Annotated in this window: 20 protein-coding genes, 1 tRNA gene and 1 riboswitch; of the genes, 18 read left to right on the top strand and 3 right to left on the bottom strand. The window is 30.5% G+C overall.

Annotation, left to right across the window (positions count from 1 at the left end; genetic code table 11):
* Positions 1-42: 42 nt before the first annotated feature.
* A complete protein-coding gene (locus tag ABDZ93_RS06720; RefSeq protein WP_343824884.1) occupies positions 43-1,296 on the bottom strand; it encodes an HD-GYP domain-containing protein in 1,254 nt (417 codons plus the stop codon).
* 296 nt (positions 1,297-1,592) lie between these two features.
* On the opposite strand from ABDZ93_RS06720, the gene ABDZ93_RS06715 reads away from it, so the two are divergent.
* The 6 genes from ABDZ93_RS06715 (at position 1,593) to ABDZ93_RS06690 (ending at position 6,334) form a co-directional block, all read left to right on the top strand.
* Positions 1,593-2,213, top strand: coding sequence for a CBS domain-containing protein (locus ABDZ93_RS06715; RefSeq protein ID WP_343824882.1), 621 nt, complete (start codon positions 1,593-1,595; stop codon positions 2,211-2,213).
* Between the two features lie 338 nt (positions 2,214-2,551).
* Positions 2,552-3,112: a DUF3867 domain-containing protein gene (locus ABDZ93_RS06710; RefSeq protein ID WP_343825137.1), complete on the top strand. Its 561-nt coding sequence runs from the start codon at positions 2,552-2,554 to the stop codon at positions 3,110-3,112.
* Positions 3,113-3,195: 83 nt separating this feature from the next.
* Positions 3,196-3,271: transfer RNA gene (locus ABDZ93_RS06705), tRNA-Trp, on the top strand.
* Positions 3,272-3,702: 431 nt separating this feature from the next.
* Positions 3,703-4,374, top strand: coding sequence for a hydrolase (locus ABDZ93_RS06700; protein ID WP_343824880.1), 672 nt, complete (start codon positions 3,703-3,705; stop codon positions 4,372-4,374).
* A gap of 55 nt (positions 4,375-4,429) precedes the next feature.
* On the top strand, positions 4,430-4,960 hold the full coding sequence (locus ABDZ93_RS06695) for a hypothetical protein (RefSeq protein WP_343824878.1): 531 nt from the start codon (positions 4,430-4,432) through the stop codon (positions 4,958-4,960).
* A gap of 222 nt (positions 4,961-5,182) precedes the next feature.
* On the top strand, positions 5,183-6,334 hold the full coding sequence (locus ABDZ93_RS06690; RefSeq protein WP_343824876.1) for an MGDG synthase family glycosyltransferase: 1,152 nt from the start codon (positions 5,183-5,185) through the stop codon (positions 6,332-6,334).
* A gap of 68 nt (positions 6,335-6,402) precedes the next feature.
* Here ABDZ93_RS06690 and ABDZ93_RS06685 read toward each other — a convergent pair whose 3' ends face one another.
* Positions 6,403-7,038, bottom strand: a complete 636-nt coding sequence (locus ABDZ93_RS06685; RefSeq protein WP_343824874.1) for a DUF2238 domain-containing protein — start codon at positions 7,036-7,038, stop codon at positions 6,403-6,405.
* A gap of 140 nt (positions 7,039-7,178) precedes the next feature.
* Positions 7,179-7,418 carry a GIY-YIG nuclease family protein gene (locus tag ABDZ93_RS06680; protein ID WP_343824872.1) on the bottom strand — a complete coding sequence of 80 codons (240 nt, stop codon included), beginning with the start codon at positions 7,416-7,418 and terminating at the stop codon, positions 7,179-7,181.
* A gap of 201 nt (positions 7,419-7,619) precedes the next feature.
* Positions 7,620-7,800, top strand: a riboswitch (cobalamin riboswitch).
* A 145-nt stretch (positions 7,801-7,945) separates the two neighbouring features.
* Between ABDZ93_RS06680 and ABDZ93_RS06675 the strand changes: the two genes are divergently transcribed.
* From ABDZ93_RS06675 to ABDZ93_RS06620, 12 genes are all read left to right on the top strand, one after another.
* Positions 7,946-8,776, top strand: a complete 831-nt coding sequence (locus ABDZ93_RS06675) for a sirohydrochlorin cobaltochelatase (protein ID WP_343824870.1) — start codon at positions 7,946-7,948, stop codon at positions 8,774-8,776.
* Between the two features lie 11 nt (positions 8,777-8,787).
* Positions 8,788-10,104, top strand: coding sequence for a cobyrinic acid a,c-diamide synthase CobB (locus tag ABDZ93_RS06670; protein WP_343824868.1), 1,317 nt, complete (start codon positions 8,788-8,790; stop codon positions 10,102-10,104).
* Positions 10,105-10,163: 59 nt separating this feature from the next.
* Complete coding sequence (locus tag ABDZ93_RS06665) at positions 10,164-10,790, top strand: precorrin-8X methylmutase (protein WP_343824866.1); 627 nt, start codon at positions 10,164-10,166, stop codon at positions 10,788-10,790.
* Positions 10,791-10,851: 61 nt separating this feature from the next.
* Positions 10,852-11,931 carry a cobalt-precorrin-5B (C(1))-methyltransferase CbiD gene (gene cbiD / locus ABDZ93_RS06660; protein ID WP_343824865.1) on the top strand — a complete coding sequence of 360 codons (1,080 nt, stop codon included), beginning with the start codon at positions 10,852-10,854 and terminating at the stop codon, positions 11,929-11,931.
* Positions 11,932-11,941: 10 nt separating this feature from the next.
* Positions 11,942-12,547 (top strand): precorrin-6y C5,15-methyltransferase (decarboxylating) subunit CbiE, encoded by a 606-nt coding sequence (gene cbiE, locus ABDZ93_RS06655; RefSeq protein ID WP_343824864.1) that lies wholly within the window; start codon positions 11,942-11,944, stop codon positions 12,545-12,547.
* Positions 12,548-13,111, top strand: a complete 564-nt coding sequence (cbiT, locus tag ABDZ93_RS06650) for a precorrin-6Y C5,15-methyltransferase (decarboxylating) subunit CbiT (protein WP_343824862.1) — start codon at positions 12,548-12,550, stop codon at positions 13,109-13,111.
* A 38-nt stretch (positions 13,112-13,149) separates the two neighbouring features.
* Positions 13,150-13,815, top strand: a complete 666-nt coding sequence (locus tag ABDZ93_RS06645) for a cobalt-factor II C(20)-methyltransferase (protein ID WP_150844095.1) — start codon at positions 13,150-13,152, stop codon at positions 13,813-13,815.
* A 12-nt stretch (positions 13,816-13,827) separates the two neighbouring features.
* The gene (gene cobM, locus ABDZ93_RS06640; RefSeq protein ID WP_343824859.1) at positions 13,828-14,580 is read left to right on the top strand and encodes a precorrin-4 C(11)-methyltransferase; all 753 of its coding nucleotides are present in this window, start codon (positions 13,828-13,830) and stop codon (positions 14,578-14,580) included.
* 36 nt (positions 14,581-14,616) lie between these two features.
* Positions 14,617-15,612, top strand: a complete 996-nt coding sequence (gene cbiG, locus ABDZ93_RS06635) for a cobalt-precorrin 5A hydrolase (RefSeq protein WP_343824858.1) — start codon at positions 14,617-14,619, stop codon at positions 15,610-15,612.
* A gap of 16 nt (positions 15,613-15,628) precedes the next feature.
* The gene (gene cobJ / locus ABDZ93_RS06630; RefSeq protein ID WP_343824856.1) at positions 15,629-16,354 is read left to right on the top strand and encodes a precorrin-3B C(17)-methyltransferase; all 726 of its coding nucleotides are present in this window, start codon (positions 15,629-15,631) and stop codon (positions 16,352-16,354) included.
* Between the two features lie 21 nt (positions 16,355-16,375).
* Positions 16,376-17,149 (top strand): cobalt-precorrin-6A reductase, encoded by a 774-nt coding sequence (locus tag ABDZ93_RS06625; protein ID WP_343824855.1) that lies wholly within the window; start codon positions 16,376-16,378, stop codon positions 17,147-17,149.
* A gap of 235 nt (positions 17,150-17,384) precedes the next feature.
* Entirely contained in the window at positions 17,385-18,125 is a 741-nt protein-coding gene (locus tag ABDZ93_RS06620; protein WP_343824854.1) for an energy-coupling factor ABC transporter permease, read from the top strand.
* The last annotated feature ends 1 nt before the right edge of the window (position 18,126 follow it).

Genomic DNA, 18,126 nt, shown 5'->3' with positions numbered 1-18,126 from the left:
AAAGCTGATAGTCATCGAATAAATAAGTTTATAATAAATAAATTAAGGTTTCTTTTCCACTTGGGATATTAAAGTATTTTTAAAACACTTTACTGCATTACTACAAATTAAGTTTCTATTAGCCATATCATCTAATATATCAAATGCTTCATACATATACATACCTTTTCTATAGGGTCTATCAGCAGTTAAAGATTGATAGATATCACATACACCAATAATGCGGCATTCTTCACTAAGTTCTTCAGCTTTAAGTCTTCTTGGATAGCCTTTACCATTTAATTTTTCATGATGACTAGAAGCCCATAAACTAATATCAGATATGTTGTCTATTTTATCTAAAATTAATTTAGTATAGTATGTATGAGATTTAATGACAAAAAACTCTTCTTCTGTTAAAGGTCCATCCTTGTCCAATATACTAATGGGAATAGCTAGTTTTCCAATATCGTGAAGTAATCCTGCAATTTTCATTTTAAGGCACTTTTCTTCATCATAACCTAAATGCTTAGAAACGCTATAAGCTAAAGTAGCAATTTCTTTAGAATGTTCAGCAGTAAAAGAACTCTTATTATCTATAATGCTTGCAAATACATCAGCAATCGCTTCAAATTCGGATAGAGAGATTAGAATATCTTTTTTTGGTATTATATTATCAAGGATAAAGTTCATATTAGGTAGATTTAAAAGGTTTAACCAAAACTCTTCTTTATCAGATATCATGAGAAAAGCTTTTACAACCTGTGGTGAAAATAAAGTTTCATTATGTAGTTTTACCCAATCAATAAGAATATCCTTTTGAATATAGTAAGGTTTAGAATAATCCATCTGAATTTCAATTAAGTCAGCTATTCTCAGAATTTGTGCTTCTATAGGAATTAGTGAATTTTTTAATTTTAAGCACCCACTACCATCATAATTTTCGTGATGGTAACGTATTATATCATATACCTGTATTAAGGATGGAATACGTTGAATCATTTCTGAGCCAGCAATACAATGCTTTTTTATATACCATTTTGAGGTATGTGACTCATCAAATATATTTTGAGTTCCAATATCATGAATCATGGAAGCAATATATAAATTATAGTAAGAGTTTTCATCCAGTTTCATAACACGAGCAATTTCTAAAGCTATATATGAAGTGCATCTGGAGTGATTAGAAAATTGATTCCTTGAAATATTTTTGTCGTGTGTTGTAGTTATAACGTCCTCAAATTTACCCCAATTATTATCTGTAAGATCTAAGGATAATGATAGAGCGGAAACTATATTCTTTATACTAATATTCATGTTATCCTCCACAGTAAATCATTTATCTATATAAAATTTTAGCATATTGGGGAACGAAATGGTATTATATATTGTTAAAGTAAATATATATTTTAATAAACAAATTTATATATTTTACGTATTATATTTTGGAAATATAAATAGGAGCTATATTTCAAATATATAAAATAGCAAAAATATATTAAATAATCAAAAAATATTCAATATATTAATAATGAAATATATTAAAGTACTAACATTAGTATACTAAAATAAGGTATAATATAGAATAACAAATAAGTAGAGGAGGATAAATTATGTTTGTAAATAATTTGATGTTATCCAGAGAAAAGTTAACGACAGTAACACCAAAGGTAACCATAGGTGAAGCTCTTAAGGTAATGGGAGAAAATAAATTTTTATCCATACCAGTAGTAGAAGGAGATAAATTCTGTGGAGTAATTTCAAAAGAGCAGATATACACATACTACTATGAAAAATCTATAGAGAGACAATGTTTACTATCAGATTTTCTAGTTGAAAATGTAATGAGAACTGATGTACCATCCATAACTCCATTTAACGAAATTGAAGAGGCTGCACATTTCTTAGAAACTAAGAGCGTTTCATTCGTACCAGTAATAAATAAAAATGGAGAAATGCAAGGAATAGTAACACATCATGCTATATTTCATCAATTTACAGAATTGTTTGGATTAAATAAAGGTAAACGATTAGCTGTAATTGCTTATGACATACCTGGACAAATATCTAAATTGTCAAAAATAATTACTGAAAACAAAGGACAAATAATAAGCTTTGTAGTTGTTGACCCTAAGAGTATAACAGAAGTCAAAGAAATAGTAATAAGATTAAACACAGATAATATGGATGAAATTCTTGAAAAAGTAAAAGAAGCTGGATTCAAGATACAGTAAGCTTATAGTTGAGTATGTAGGTGATCTACATACTCAACAGTACATAATTATATATTAAGAAAAGATTAATATATTTTAAATCCGTAGTTAACACAGTAGCAATTTGAATACTTTTATAATATACTAATTTATAAACATATTTCTTGAATTCATAATCTTTTGGACTAAGTTATACTTATGTAAGTTCGTGACACTTTTATTTCCTATATTCTTAGAATATGGGAAATAAAAGTGATTAGAAATCAGATTAAATAAAAAATAAGATACTAAAATAAAAATTTATGGGATAAAATAAACAATGTAATAGAAGAAATATTGTATTCAAGGAGCTGATTTAAATTAGTGATGTAATAGATTTTAATGAACTAAAAAATAAGGCTACAGATAAAGATGTAGATAAGTTTGAGGATTATATATACTCTATGTATTATTCAATGGCTCAAGGTAAGCTATCTATGGCAGAGATGAGCAGGGAAATATTTAAGTATATGAAGGAGAATAACATATCTCAAGAGAAATTTATGAATATCCAGAAGAAGGTTATGGAGAGGTATGGAATTTCTACTGAAGATGTAGAAAGCCAAATGAAGTCTATGGGCATAGAGACTCCTTTAAGTGGATTAGGCAATGAGTATGAAGATGCAAGAAAAATTATTGGATTTCAAGAAAAGTATAAAGGAAAGCTCAAAGTTAAAAGTGTAAATGTATATAGCATTAAGAATGAGAAGAATGATATAGAGATAATGCTCCAAGAGGAGAATGTTATATTAAAAAGTTATGGGAAAATAGATTTAGCTGATAATGAATTAAATGAATTTTTATGTTCCTATAAAAAGGTAATGAATAATAAGATGCTAAATATCTCAATATGTGAGAATGCTTCAACTTATTTATACTAATATATATTCAAGAATATGGTGAATAATTTATAGAAAACCTCTTGCAATTGTGCCTATTATATAATATAATAAACGAGTAGCGAAGGGGTATAGCTCAATTGGTAGAGTAGCGGTCTCCAAAACCGTTGGTTCCGGGTTCAAGTCCTCGTGCCCCTGCCATAGAAACCTAGTGATTTTATTAATCACTAGGTTTTTTTATTTTCCTAATTTATTACTAGGAAACAAGGATTTAATGAAAATAAGTAAGAGGATATCATACTATAAAATTCCATAAAAATAATTAAATAAATTTATTGAGGAAATAATATGCCTGTGATATAATCTGTAAGTTAAGAAAATCAAATAAGTTATTAATTACATTATAAACAAAGTTCTTTGCTTCAGAGGGAGTTTTTACTCCCACTGAAGGTTAGAAATCATTATCCAGGGACGTAACTGCTCTTTACCCCCACTTTGAAGAAGATGGAGTATTAGAGCTGGTAGTCATCGGATAAATTTATATATGTAAGTTAAAGTTATTTATGTGAGGCGTGATTTAAGCTATGTTTTATAGGAAAACATAGCTTAATGTAGTGAAAGGAGAAATATTAATGGAAAAACGTGTGCCAGAATTTAAAGGTTTACTAAGAAGTCACATGATTGAACTACCTAAGGTTATTAGGGATGCTACAGGAATTATTATATTTGGAAAGAGAATTAAATCTTTAGTGTTTTCAACTGATGTAGCAGTTATAAGAAATACTAATGCTGATGCTGTTATTGCAGTATATCCATTTACGCCTCAACCGAGAATAACTGAAGCGCTATTACTAGCATCCGATATTCCGGTATTTTGTGGAGTAGGTGGAGCTATTACTACAGGTAAGAGAGTAATAAATTTAGCCTTAGATGCTGAATTTAAGGGAGCTATGGGAGTGGTAGTTAACGCATCTATAGACAATGATGTTATTGCGGGGATGAGAGAAACTATAGACTTACCTATAGTAGTTACTGTGGTTTCTAAGCATGATGATATAGATGGAAGAATAGCTGCAGGGGCAACTATACTTAATGTATCAGGAGCAAAAGAAACTGCTAACATTGTTAGACATATAAGAAGTAAGTACCCGAACGTTCCTATTATAGCAACAGGAGGGCCTACAGATGAGAGTATACGTGAAACTATACTTGCTGGGGCTAATGCTATAACATACACGCCACAAAGCACAAGTGATATATTAAATGAAATAATGATTAGTCATAGAAAAAGATATGAAGACTAATTTTCTTAAGAAATATAATATTTGAAACGAATATTATATTTGAGGTGATTTATTTATGGACAAAGCAACTTGGATGTTAGGAATAATAGTGCCATTAATATCTGCAGCATTTGGTGGATGTATATCTCTATTGATAATGAGAAAACTAATTATGGAAGAGAGAAAAAAATCTAATAAAGAACGTGCTATAGATATTAATAATGATAAAATAAAAAGTTATAAGGAACTATTTGAACTGAATAAAAAAATTAAGATCTTTGGAGATAAAATTAGAAATAACACAATTCCCAATTGGATAAATGTAGAAAGTTATTATAGAGACGAATTTATAATAGAATTTGAAGAGATTATAAATAATTATAAATTTGTAAATGGTTATATTAATGACAAAAAGATAAATGAATATGCACAAAATGTGCTTAAATTATCCCAGGTAATAGTAGTAGAATTAAAAGATAGAGAAAATTATGGTACTACTTCTGAAAAAATAGAATCCTGTGTAGATACTTTGATAGAAGTTTTGAATACAATAGAAAAGAACATTTTATCTATAGTATTAGAGTTGTCTAAAGAAAAATATAAGTAATATTAATCATTTATACTTAGTATATTCTATTCCCAGATGTTTTTTAATGAAAGTAGTATGAAATTTGTATGAATTGATGAATAGTAGATGAAATATTTATGATTTTAAGTGGATTATGTTAGATTTAATTAATTGGACTAAAGTATAATAGGTGTGGTAAAATGGAATAGTTAAATTTACTACATAAAACCATGTGAAGTAAATAGAGAGAGGATTGTAAATATGAATATTCTTATTTTATCTGCATCTACTGGTGGAGGACATCTAAAAGCATCAAAAGCTTTAGAATCATATATTTTAGAAAATGAGTTAGGTGCTAAAATAAAAGTAGTAGATACCTTAGAGTATGTTAATCCATTTATAAATAAAATAGTAACTAAAGGATATATAGTACTGGCAAAGTATTTAAATGCCTTGTATAAGAATTTATATAGTTTAACGGACAAGTCTGGCATTTTAACATGTTTAGTGACAAAATTAATTTTTTTATTTTCAAAAAAATTGTTGCCATTAATAGAGGAATTTGCTCCGGATGTAATCATTACTACCCATCCCTTTCCTACAGAAATGATTTCTATATTAAAGGGAAATAAAAGTATAAAAGTGCCATCAATATGTATAATGACTGATTATGCTCCACATAATACATGGATAAAACCTAATGTAGATGAATATTGTGTAGCATGTGAAGACATGATAGAAGGTATGATAGATAGAGGAGTTGCACCTGAAAAAGTTCATCCTTATGGAATTCCTGTATATAGTGGTTTTTTTCATCAAGATGAAGAAGATAAAAAAATACTGTTAGATGAGCTAGGTTTATGCGAAAATAGAATGACAGTGTTAGTGATGGCTGGAAGCTTCGGGGTATATAATATAGAAAAAATTTATAAGAATATAAGTAATATTCCTATGGATTTTCAAATTATAATTCTAACGGGTAATAATAGAAGATTATATAATAAAATTAAAGAGCAGATTAAGTTTAGTAATAAACAAACAAAGCTTATTAAGTTCACCAATGAAGTGCATAGATATATGAACTTAGCAGATGTTTTAATTACTAAACCAGGAGGATTGACAGTATCAGAAGCTTTAGCAGCAAATCTTCCTTTAATTACTTTTGATGCAATACCAGGACAAGAAGAAGCAAATGCAAAGTTTTTATTAGATCATGGAATGTCCATATCTATAGGCAGCGGTGATAATTGTATTGAAGCTATAGAGGCTTTGCTTAAGGATAAAGACAAGTTAAAAGAGATTAAAGAAAATTGTATGACTTTTGATAAATCAAATTCAACCATTGAGTTACTAGAACTTATAAGAAGATTAATTAAAGAGAATGAGGCTGAAAGCAATTCGGAAATTGCTTAGAACTTAAATAATTAAGACCAAGGTTTTTAAAGCCTTGGTCTTTTGCTTTAAATTATAAGTAGTTAGTCTTATTTGTGTAATTTTGTAACGGCATTAATAAATTCATCTAAAAATTTGAATGAGCCATTTTTCATGTGTAAAAATCCCATTATAGATAGTATAACTCCACTTAAAGAACCAACTATCATATCAGTCATAGTATCCATAAGACTATTAAGCTGAGAATCAAACCCAAACAGTTGATCTCCCGCAAATTCCCAAAATTCCCATAGAGCAGCTCCAGAAATCGTAAAGAGTAATATATATATACCTATAAATAATGGTGGTAAGATTTTAAGATTACTTTCACCTATAAGGGGCTTTAAAATAGCTAAAGCTAAAAATCCTAAAAGAACACCTGAAGCAAAATGAAGAAATAAGTCCCACCAAGGTAGTATTGAGTACATATTATACATTCGGCCTAAAAGTAGAGCTAAAAATATAAAGAATTGTAATAGAAAATCAGGTAAATTAGACATTTTAACTTTAAATAAATTTAAAGTTATATCTGGTATAAAAGAAGTGACAAAAATTATTAGAATATTGATAATATAATTGGCGTTATTACCCACTTTTACAATTGAGTAATAAATAAATAGCACTAATAAAATTGCTCTAAATATCCACTTGAAAAATAAAGCAAAAGAAAGTTTTGTATTTTTCATAGGTTTCCCTCCATGTTATTTTTGAAAGTAACTAAAATAAGAATAAATATATTTCATATATAATATTTCAAAAACATAACAAAAATATAAGCTAATTTAACATTATAACATATGAAATTAATATAATTAAATTAGTTGTATTATTTTTCTATAAGAATAAGTTTTTCTGCTCTAGAAAGTTTTTTTATTTCACATTCTCTTTTTAAAGCTGAAGATTTGTCAGGTAAATTTTCATAGTATACAATTTCTACAGGTAATCTGCATCTGGTGTATTTAGCGCCCTTACCGCTATTATGGCATTTAAGCCTTCTACCTAAATTAGTTGTCCACCCTGTATATAAAGTATTGTCGCTACATCTTAATATATAAACAAAAACCATATCTATACCTCAAAAATATATTAAAAATTAGAATAATTATCACTAATACATAATACTATTTAAATAGTATAACATTATTTTATCATGAATATATTATACTATTTTATAAATACTGGTGTATTGATATTGAATTAAATTAAATCATAAGGTATAATTAAAGTGAATTAAAAAGAAACAGCAAATAATATGTTGATTTAAATTGAATAAAGTATAGTTTTAGGTACATTATGTTTAATAGGGAAAGTGGTTAAATTCCACTACAGCCCCCGCTACTGTGTACGGAGACGAAATCTCATAGAAAAACCACTGGAGTGTATTTCTGGGAAGGTGAGATGGAGGATGATACGTGAGTCAGGAGACCTGCCTAAAGCATAGATATGACACTTCGGAGGGAAGGGAGTTAATAGTTTAGTTTGTACTTATATTACAAATTATAATTATGTTGTGTAGTTAAATTGAATTTTAACCTCTACCTTTTGGGTAGGGGTTTTATTTTGCACTAATTTATTAAATTTGGAGGAACTAGGATGAAAAAGGCTATATTAGTAGTAAGTTTTGGAACTACCTATAAGGATACATTAAAATTAACTATAGAAAAGATTGAAGATGAAATAAGAGAAAGATTTAAAGAGTATCATGTTATGAGAGCTTTTACAGCGCATATGATAATAAGAAAGATAAAAAATAGAGATGGAATAATTATACCTACTCCTGAGGAAGCTTTAGAACAACTGTATAAAGAGGGATATGAGGAAGTTATAGTTCAACCACTTCATATAATACCAGGAGAAGAGTTCCAATATGTTAGATTAGTAGTTGATAAGTTTAAAGCAAGTAATAAATTTAAGTCTATAAAAGTAGGTAGGCCAGCACTTCACTTCCAAGGAGGAGAAGAAACTCCTAATGATTATGAGGTATTTATAGATGCTATAAAAGAAATTATACAAAAGGATAAGACCATGGTATTTATGGGACATGGAAGTAATCATCCAGCTAACTCGGCCTTTGTAGCCCTTCAAAGTGTATTTACTTATTTAAATTATGACAATGTATATGTTGGAACTGTAGAAGGATATCCTACCGTAGATATGATAGTGGAGATTCTTAAAAGAAAAGGTATTGATCATGTTAAGTTAGCACCACTTATGTTAGTAGCTGGAGATCATGCCACTAATGATATGGCCTCTGATGAAGAAGATTCATGGAAAACTATATTAGAAGAAGCTGGAATTAAAGTAGACATATATCTTCATGGTTTAGGTGAGATTGAAAAGTTCAGACATATATATGTAAATCATGTACAGGACGTAATAGATAATAAATATCTTCATTTAGGAGATACAAAGAAAACACCGTAAAGGAGTTAATTATGAATAGTATAATAGTTTCTTCAAATAGTAGTGGCGGAGGAAAGACCACTGTTACATTAGCACTTATGAAAACCCTTATAAATAGAGGATATAAGGTTCAAGGATATAAAGTTGGACCAGATTACATAGATCCAGCCTTCCATAGAGAAATAACTGGAGTAGCTACAAGAAACTTAGATTTATTTCTAATGGGAGAAACAGGGGTTAAAGAGAGCTATTTAAGAGGTCGAGGTGATGTAGGAATTATTGAAGGAGTTATGGGGCTTTATGATGGAAAAGGCATAGATACTAATTTCTCTACAGCTCATGTATCTAGAACTTTAGATTTGCCTGTAGTGTTAGTACTATCTCCAAAAGCTCAATCAGCTACTTTATGTGCTGAAATAGAAGGCTTAAGAAATTATGAAGATGTGAACATAGTAGGGGTAATACTTAATAATATTAGTGGAAGTTACTATAACCTTTTGAAAAAAGCTATTGAAGTAAACTGTAAAGGAATCAAGGTTTTTGGATACATACCTAAGGATGATAGGTTAGCTTTAAAAAGTAGGCATTTAGGACTTGTACAGAGTAGCGAGGTTGAAGATTTATCAAAGAAGATAGAGTTATGCAGTAGCCTTATGGAAGAGTATGTGGATGTAGATAGTCTTATAAAAGAATTTAGAACTTCAGGTATTAAGGCTACTAACAGTGAAGATTTTCACGTCGAAAACAGAGATTTAAAGATTGCAGTAGCTTATGATAAAGCATTTAGCTTTTACTATAAAGAGAATATTGAGCTTTTAGAGGAAATGGGACACGTTGAGTATTTTAGCCCTCTAAAAGATAAGGAATTGCCAAAGGATGTAGATTTTATATATATAGGTGGAGGATACCCAGAAGTATTCAAGGAAGAGTTATCTTCTAATAAATCTATGTTAAATAGTATAAGAGAAGTCTTAAATAGTGGAGTAAAATGCTATGCAGAATGTGGTGGACTTATGTATCTTACAGAGAGCATAGATGGAGTTGAAACAGTAGGTTTCTTTAATGGAACATCTTATATGACTGGAAAGCTTAATAATTTTGGATATGCAACTATAAAGATATCAGAAGAAAATTCTATAGTGCAAAAAGATATGATAATTAATTGTCATGAATTCCATAAATCACTGGTGAATTTAAGAGAAGAAGAAATATATGAATTGGAAAAGAAATCCTACGATGGAACCACAAAGAAGTGGAAGTGTGGGTATGTAAAAAATAATGTTTTAGCAGCCTATGGACACATACATTTCTTTTCTAATATTAATTTTTTAAAGAATTTAATTAAATAAATATAAATTAAAAATAAAAATTTATCAAGGAAAAGTTATTTCCTTAAGTAGGAGGAAAAATGGATTATATAAAAATACCAATGGACATAGAAAAAAGAAGTTTTGAAATTATAGGAGAAGAAATGGGGCCTCATAATTTCGATGATAGAGAGCTCTCTATAATTAAGAGAGTTATTCATACCACAGCAGATTTTGAATATAAGAATTTAGTCTATATGTCAGATGATGCTATAGATACGGCCCTAGAGATTCTAAAAAAGGGAACAACTATATATACAGATACTAATATGGCACTTTCAGGAATAAATAAAAGAGCTTTAGAAAAATTAAATTGTAAGGTTGTATGTTATGTATCAGAACCAGAAGTTGCAGAGATAGCAAAGGAAAGAGGAATAACTCGTTCGATGGCTGCAGTAGAAAAAGCGGTAGGAGATGGAGTGGAATTCTTTGTGTTTGGAAATGCTCCAACGGCTTTATTTAAACTTAAAGAGTTTATTGAATCAGGAAAGTCTAATTGTAAATTTATTATAGGAGCTCCAATAGGATTTGTGGGGGCAGCTGAATCAAAAGAAGAAATAGAGAAAGTAAAAGATGTGTCTATGATGACAGTTAGAGGAAGAAAGGGCGGAAGTGCAGTAGCAGCAGCTATAGTCAATGCCCTTATGTATATGTTAGTAGAAAGATAAGGCATCTTCAAAAAATAAATTTGTTATTTATTTTCAGATGCCTAATAAAGAAGGTATTAGAATGCTAGATTTATATGTTAACAGTAATGGTAAAAAGTTAAGATGTGGTTATACTACAGGGTCTTGTGCAGCAGCAGCTGCTAAGGCAGCTACCTACATGCTTTTTACTGGTAAAAAAATTAAAGAAATAGAGATTAATACACCAAAGGGAATAACTTTAAACTTAGTTATAGATGAAGTTATTTTAGGTGAGGATTATGTAGAATGTTCCATTATAAAAGATGGTGGAGATGACATAGATGCTACCCACGGATTACCTATATGGGCAAGAGCTGAAAAAGGTGAAGAAAGATATATTTTAAAAGGTGGAAAAGGTGTAGGAGTAGTTAATGGCGAAGGACTCTATATTGAAAAGGGTGAAGCTGCTATCAATCCAGTACCTAGACTCATGATAGAACAAGAGGTAAGCAGTGTACTTCCAGAAGATGAAGGAGTTACTATTACTATATTTGTACCAAGGGGAGAAGAAGTAGCTAAGAAAACCTTTAATCCTAGGTTAAACATAGTAGGAGGGATATCCATATTAGGAACTACAGGGATTGTTTATCCTATGTCTGAGGAGTCAATTAAAGAATCAATAAAAATTGAGATAACACAGAAGGCTTTAAAAAATAAATCTCTTATATTAGCCTTTGGTAATATGGGAGAAAAGGTTGCAGAGTCTATGGGATATTCTATAGATCAGGTGGCTATAATATCAAACTTTGTTGGTTTTGCAATAGAATGTTGTGTTAGCTGTGAAGTTAAAGAAATAATTATAATAGGTCATATAGGTAAGATATGTAAGATATCTGCTGGAAGCTTTAACACTCATAGCAGAGTATGTGATGTAAGGCTAGAAGTAATAGCTTTAGAGTTAGCATTAGCAGGAGCTCCACATGATTTAATTAGAAATATATATGATGAAAAGACTACCGAGGGAGCTATAAAAGCTTTAAATGGTGAGTATAGTGAGATATATAAGACTATTGTAGATAAAGTAAAGAAGAGAATGGAACTTTATAGCTACGATGAACTTAAATGTGATGTGGTTATGTATTGGGGTGCAACTAATCCTAAGATATTGGCTACAACACTATAGGGGTGAAAAGATGATATATGTAGTAGGACTTGGACCGGGAAGTAGAGATTATATACTTCCAAAGGCTGTTGAAACTTTAGAAAATAGTGATATGGTAGTAGGATTTTCTAGAGCTCTAGAGAGTATAGACTTTATAAATACAAATAAAGCAGTAGTTAAGACTTTATCAGATATTCTAAAGATAGTAGAAGAAAATCCTAGCAAAAAAATATCTATAATTGCATCGGGAGACCCTTGTTTTTATGGAGTTACAGATTATATAAAGAGAAATTTAGAAGAGTATAACGTAGAAATAGTACCAGGCCTCAGTTCCTTTCAATATTTAATGAGTAAGATAGGAAAGAGTTGGAATGGTAAATTTTTAGGAAGTGTTCATGGAAGAGAAGAAGATTTTCTAGCTCTAGTTAAAGAAAATAGTGCTTGTATATTCTTAACAGATAGTAAAAATTCCCCTAAAGCTTTAGCAAGTAAGTTATTTGAAGAGAATATAAGTTGTAATATATGGGTAGGAGAAAACCTATCCTATGAAGATGAGAAGATAACTGTTGGTACACCAGAGGAGATAATGAAGAAGGAGTTTTCTTCTTTAAGTGTCTTTGTAGTGGAGGAAATTTAAATGAAATATATAAAAGACGAAGAGTTTATAAGAGGAAACTGTCCTATGACAAAGGAGGAAATTAGAATTCTAAGTGTAGTAAAACTTAACTTAGAGGAAAATTCTAAACTTTTAGATGTGGGAGCGGGAACTGGTTCCATATCAATTCAAGGAAGTAAACTTTGTAGCCATGGTAGAGTAGTTGCTATAGAGAGAGATGAAGAAGCCTTAGAGGTAATCTATAAAAATAAAGATAAATTTAGTTGTGATAATCTAGAAGTTATAGAAGGGGAAGCTGTTGAAGCTTTAGATTCTATTAAGGAAAAGTTTAACAGCATTTTTATTGGAGGTAGTGGTGGAAATCTTGAAAAAATAATTGAGAGATGCCATAGCATTCTTGAAGATAATGGAGTAATGGTTTTAAATTTTATAACCATTGATAATGTATATAAAGCAATGAGTACTTTAAAAGAATTAAATATGAAAATAAGCTGTACTCAAGTTGGAGTAAGTAAAACAAGAGGCCAAAGTTATATGTTATTTGGATATAATCCAATTTTTATTGTAGAGGCCTATAAGAGTTAGAAACATTATTGCATAGTAGAAATAGAGGAGTGAGATAGATGGCAAAGTTATATGGAGTTGGAGTAGGACCAGGAGATAAAGAGCTGTTAACCTTAAAGGCAGTTAAAACTATAGAAATGTGTGAAGTAATTGTTTCGCCAAGTGCTATGAAAGGTGGAAAAAGTATAGCTTTAGGGATTGCAGAGGACTTTATATCAGAGGATAAAGAAGTTATGATAAAGCAATTTCCAATGGGTGGAGAAGACCAAGAAGAAAAAATCTATGAAGCATTTAAAGCTATAGAAGAGAAGCTTAAGGAAGGAAAGAATGTAGCCTTCTTAACGCTAGGAGACCCATTTGTTTATAGTACCTATATATATTTACTGAAATATATAGAAGAGCATGGATTTGAAGTTGAAACAATTCCAGGGATAACTTCTTTCTGTGCTAGTGCTAGTCTTGCACAAAAACCACTAGTTATAGGTGATGAACCATTACTTATTACCCCAGCTAGCAGAGTTTCAGATATAAAGGATGAAAAGTATGTAGTTATAATGAAGGTCTATAAAAGAGAAGAAGAAGTATTAGACGTTCTTGATGAAAAAGGCTTTAACTATGTATATATAAAAAAAGCTGGAAGAGAAGGGCAAGAGATTTTACATAAGAGAGAAGATATTTTAGATAATAAAGAATACATGTCACTTATAATAGCAAACAGAGATTAAGGAGGAAGAAGAATGGTTTATTTTATAGGAGCGGGTCCAGGAGATGCAGAGTTAATTACAGTAAAGGGAAGAGATACATTAACAAAAGCAGATGTAGTTATATATGCAGGCTCCCTTGTAAGCAAGGAGCATATGAATTATTGTAAGGCTGGGTGTGAAATACATAATTCAGCATCTATGACTTTAGAACAAGTTATTGAAGTTATGGAAAGAGCTGAAAAAGAAAACAAAATGGTAGTAAGACTTCATACAGGAGATCCAGCTATCTATGGAGCTATTAAAGAACAAATGGATGAACTTGATAAATTAAATATTGAGTACAAGGTAATTCCGGGAGTTAGCTCATTTACAGCAGCAGCATCTGTTATAAAGAAGGAATTTACACTTCCATCAGTAACCCAAACTGTAATATTAACTAGAGTAGAGGGAAGAACTCCAGTGCCAGAAACAGAAAGCTTAGAAAAACTTGCGTCAATTGGAGCATCTATGGCAATATTCCTATCTATTAGCATGATAGATAAGGTTGTTGCAAAATTAAGAAAAGGTTATGGAAGAAATGTTAATATAGCTGTAGTTGAAAGAGCTACTTGGGAAGATGAAAGAGCTATAATTGGAACTTTAGATGATATAGCAGAAAAAGTTAAAGAAGCGGGAATCACTAAATGTGCTCAAATATTAGTAGGGGACTTTATAAATTGTGACTATGATAAGAGTCTTTTATATGATAAATCCTTTACTCATATGTTTAGAGAAGGACAAAAATAATTCTTAGAATTTATAATTCTAGAAAGTAGGAGAGTTATGAAGTTAGCAGTGGTGTCTGTAACAAGACAAGGAGATAATATTGCAAAAAAGCTAAGTGAAACTTTAGAATTGAAGCTTTACTCTAGTTACAATAATAAAAACTTCAAACTGAAATCTGTATGTGAAGAGCTTATGAATACTGTAGATGGAATAATTTTTATCTCATCTACAGGTATAGCAGTAAGAGGAATAGCACCTTTTTTAAAGGGAAAGGATAAAGACCCAGCAGTGGTAGTTGTAGACTGTGAAAGCAGATTTGCCATAAGTCTCGCTGGAGGACATCTTGGAGGAGCTAATGAGCTTGCTTTAAAAGTATCAGAAATTCTTAAGACTACACCAGTTATAACTACAGCCACAGATAGCATGGGAATTGATGCGCCGGATATGATTGCTAAGAATAATAATCTGATTATAGATGATATGAAAATAGCTAAAGATATAGCTGCAAAGTTAGTTGATAAAGCTAAAGTTGGTTTTTTAGACGATGAAAGTAAAATAAAAATGCCAAAGGGATATGTAATACCTTCAGAAGATATGAAGGGTATAGTTACAGTATCTAATAAAATAGATGTGGATAACTTATCACAGGTTGACGGCTTAATTCACCTTAAACTCATAAGAAGAAATATCATATTAGGCATGGGATGTAGAAAAGATGTGGATAATGACAAAGTTAAAAACTTTGTTGTGGATACTTTAAAGAAATATAATATAGATTTAAGATCGATTAAAACTATTTCTACAGTGGAAGTTAAAAAGAATGAACAGGCATTAATTGCTTTAAGTGAATTTTTAAACTGTCCAATGGAGATTCATTCTTTAAAAGAAATAGAAGAAATAGAGCATAAATACAAGGGCAGTGATTTTGTTAAGAAATCTATAGGTGTAAGAGCTGTTTGTGAACCGTGTGTTGAACTAGCAGGGGGAGAGTTACTTACAGATAAAATTAGCTTTGAAGGGATAACCCTTTGTATTGGAAAGTTAGTCTACTGATAATGGAGGAAAAATAATGGGAAAATTATATGTAGTAGGAATCGGTCCAGGAGGACTGGATTATATGACAATTAAAGCTGTAAAGGCTATAGAAGAAAGTGATATAGTAGTAGGATACACAAAGTATATAGAAATGATAAAGCCACTTTTAGATGGTAAGAAGGTTTATTCTACAGGAATGATGGGTGAAGAAGCAAGATGCCAGGAAGCTTTAAGATTAACTAGTGAAGGAACAGTAGCTGTAGTAAGTACAGGAGATGCTGGAATATATGGTATGGCTGGGTTAATTCTTGAAATGAAAAGGGATGAAGAAGTAGAGGTAATCCCAGGGGTTACAGCATCATCTTCAGCAGGATCAATAGTTGGAGCTCCACTTATGCATGATAACTGTAACATAAGCTTAAGTGATTTAATGACTCCTTATGAAGATATAAAGAAGAGAGTTAAGCTTGCAGCAGAGGGTGATTTTATAATATCTCTTTATAATCCAAAGAGTAAAGGAAGACCTCACTACTTAAGAGAAGCAATAGATATAATAAAGGAATATAGAAATGAAGACACACCAGTGGCTATAGTGAAGCATGCTTTAAGAGAAGGTCAAGAAGCTACAGTTTGCACTATAGGAACTTTTGATGATTCTATAGTAGATATGATGACTATGGTTATTATAGGAAACACTAAGAGTTATATAAAAGATGGATTATTTATAACTCCAAGAGGATATAAATTAGAAAACAAGTAGGCATTTAGGGGGAGAATTACAATGATAGCTTTAATAGTAGGTACATCAGAGGGAAAGGTAATTCTTTCCCATCTAAATAAATATACAGATAACATTTTAGTATCCACAGCTACCACATATGGTGGAGAGCTTTTAGTGGATTATAAATATAAAATATTAAATGATAAACCGTTAGTTTATGAAGAGTTAAAAACATTATTTATGAAAAGTGGTGTAAGGGTAATTGTAGATGCATCTCATCCCTATGCAGTTCAAATAAGTGGAACAGTTATGAAGATAGCAAAGGACATGGGCATAGAGTATGTAAGATATGAAAGAAAAAGTACTCTAGACACATTACCTAAAAATGATTTGATAATAGAGGTGCCAACCTATGAAGAATTAGGAGAAGCCCTAAAAGATATAGATGGATGTATTTTAAATACTACAGGAAGTAGAAATATAGATAAGATACTAGAGTTAAAACTTGAAAATAGAATAGTCCATAGAGTGTTGCCATCTTTAAAAGTTATGGAGGAAGTCTTTGCTCTAGGTGTTAGAGTAGAGGATTTAATATTCATAAAAGGACCTATTGGTTATGAGTTAAACAGAGCTTTTATAAAAGAATATGATGGTAAGGCACTAATAACAAAGGATAGTGGGCCACAAGGTGGAACTTATGAAAAAATAAAGGCTGCCATAGACATGGGAATTAAAGTTTTAGTGGTAGAAAGAAAGACCATGGATTACGGTAAAGTCTTTAATGAAGAAGAAGAATTATGTCACTATATCTGTAGCAACAAAGAAAATTTTTAATAACATTTCAAGGTCAAATAAAAGACTCGGGTGACGGTGGGGGTAACTTTTATTATCCAAAACATAAAGTTATGTTATAGATGTTAAATTAATATATTTAAAGTGCACATTAAGTATATTATTTATAATCACATTATTTAGCTACAGTTAAATATATAGAAATTTAAATATAAACATTGCTAGCGGTATTATATTTAAATTAAATCATTTTTACTAAATATAAGGGGGAAAAATTATGAATAAATCAAGTATTGCTAAAAAATCATTTGTATTTATATGGGCATTAGCATTAATGTTTACAGTGCCTAAATTAGCTTATGGTATGCATATTGCAGAAGGGTTTTTACCAATGGCTTGGTGTGCTTTTTATTTTGTAGCATGCATTCCATTTGTAGCATTAGGAATTAGAGATATAAGAAGAAAAACAATGAGTAGCAAGGATTTAAAAATGCTTTTAGCATTGATTGGAGCTTTTGCATTTGTATTATCAGCAATGAAACTACCTTCAGTTACAGGAAGTTCATCACATCCAACAGGAACAGGTCTTGGAGCAATGATATTTGGACCATTTGCTATGTCTGTGGTTTCAATAGTAGTTCTTTTATTCCAAGCACTTTTCCTAGCTCATGGAGGGTTAACAACTTTAGGAGCTAATGTTCTATCTATGGGTATTGCAGGGCCAATAGTAGCCTTTGGAGTTTATAAATTATTTAAAAATAAAAATAGAAAGATGGCAATATTTTTAGGAGCGGCCTTAGGAGACTTAGCAACATACCTAGTTACATCCATTCAACTTGGACTTGCATTCCCAGCTACTACAGGTGGATTTGCTGCGGCATTTATAAAGTTTGTATCAATATTTGCTATAACTCAAGTTCCACTTGCTATAGTAGAAGGAATAATAACTGTTATGATATTTGACTTTATAGAAAAACATGCCTCTGAGGAGTTATTAGAAGTTGGAGGTGTAAGATAAT

Origin of the sequence: Clostridium subterminale (genome assembly GCF_039521425.1) — a bacterium.
GTDB lineage: Bacteria > Bacillota > Clostridia > Clostridiales > Clostridiaceae > Clostridium_J > Clostridium_J subterminale.
Note: the sequence above shows the minus strand (reverse complement) of the source record. Positions and strands in the feature narration are given on the sequence as shown.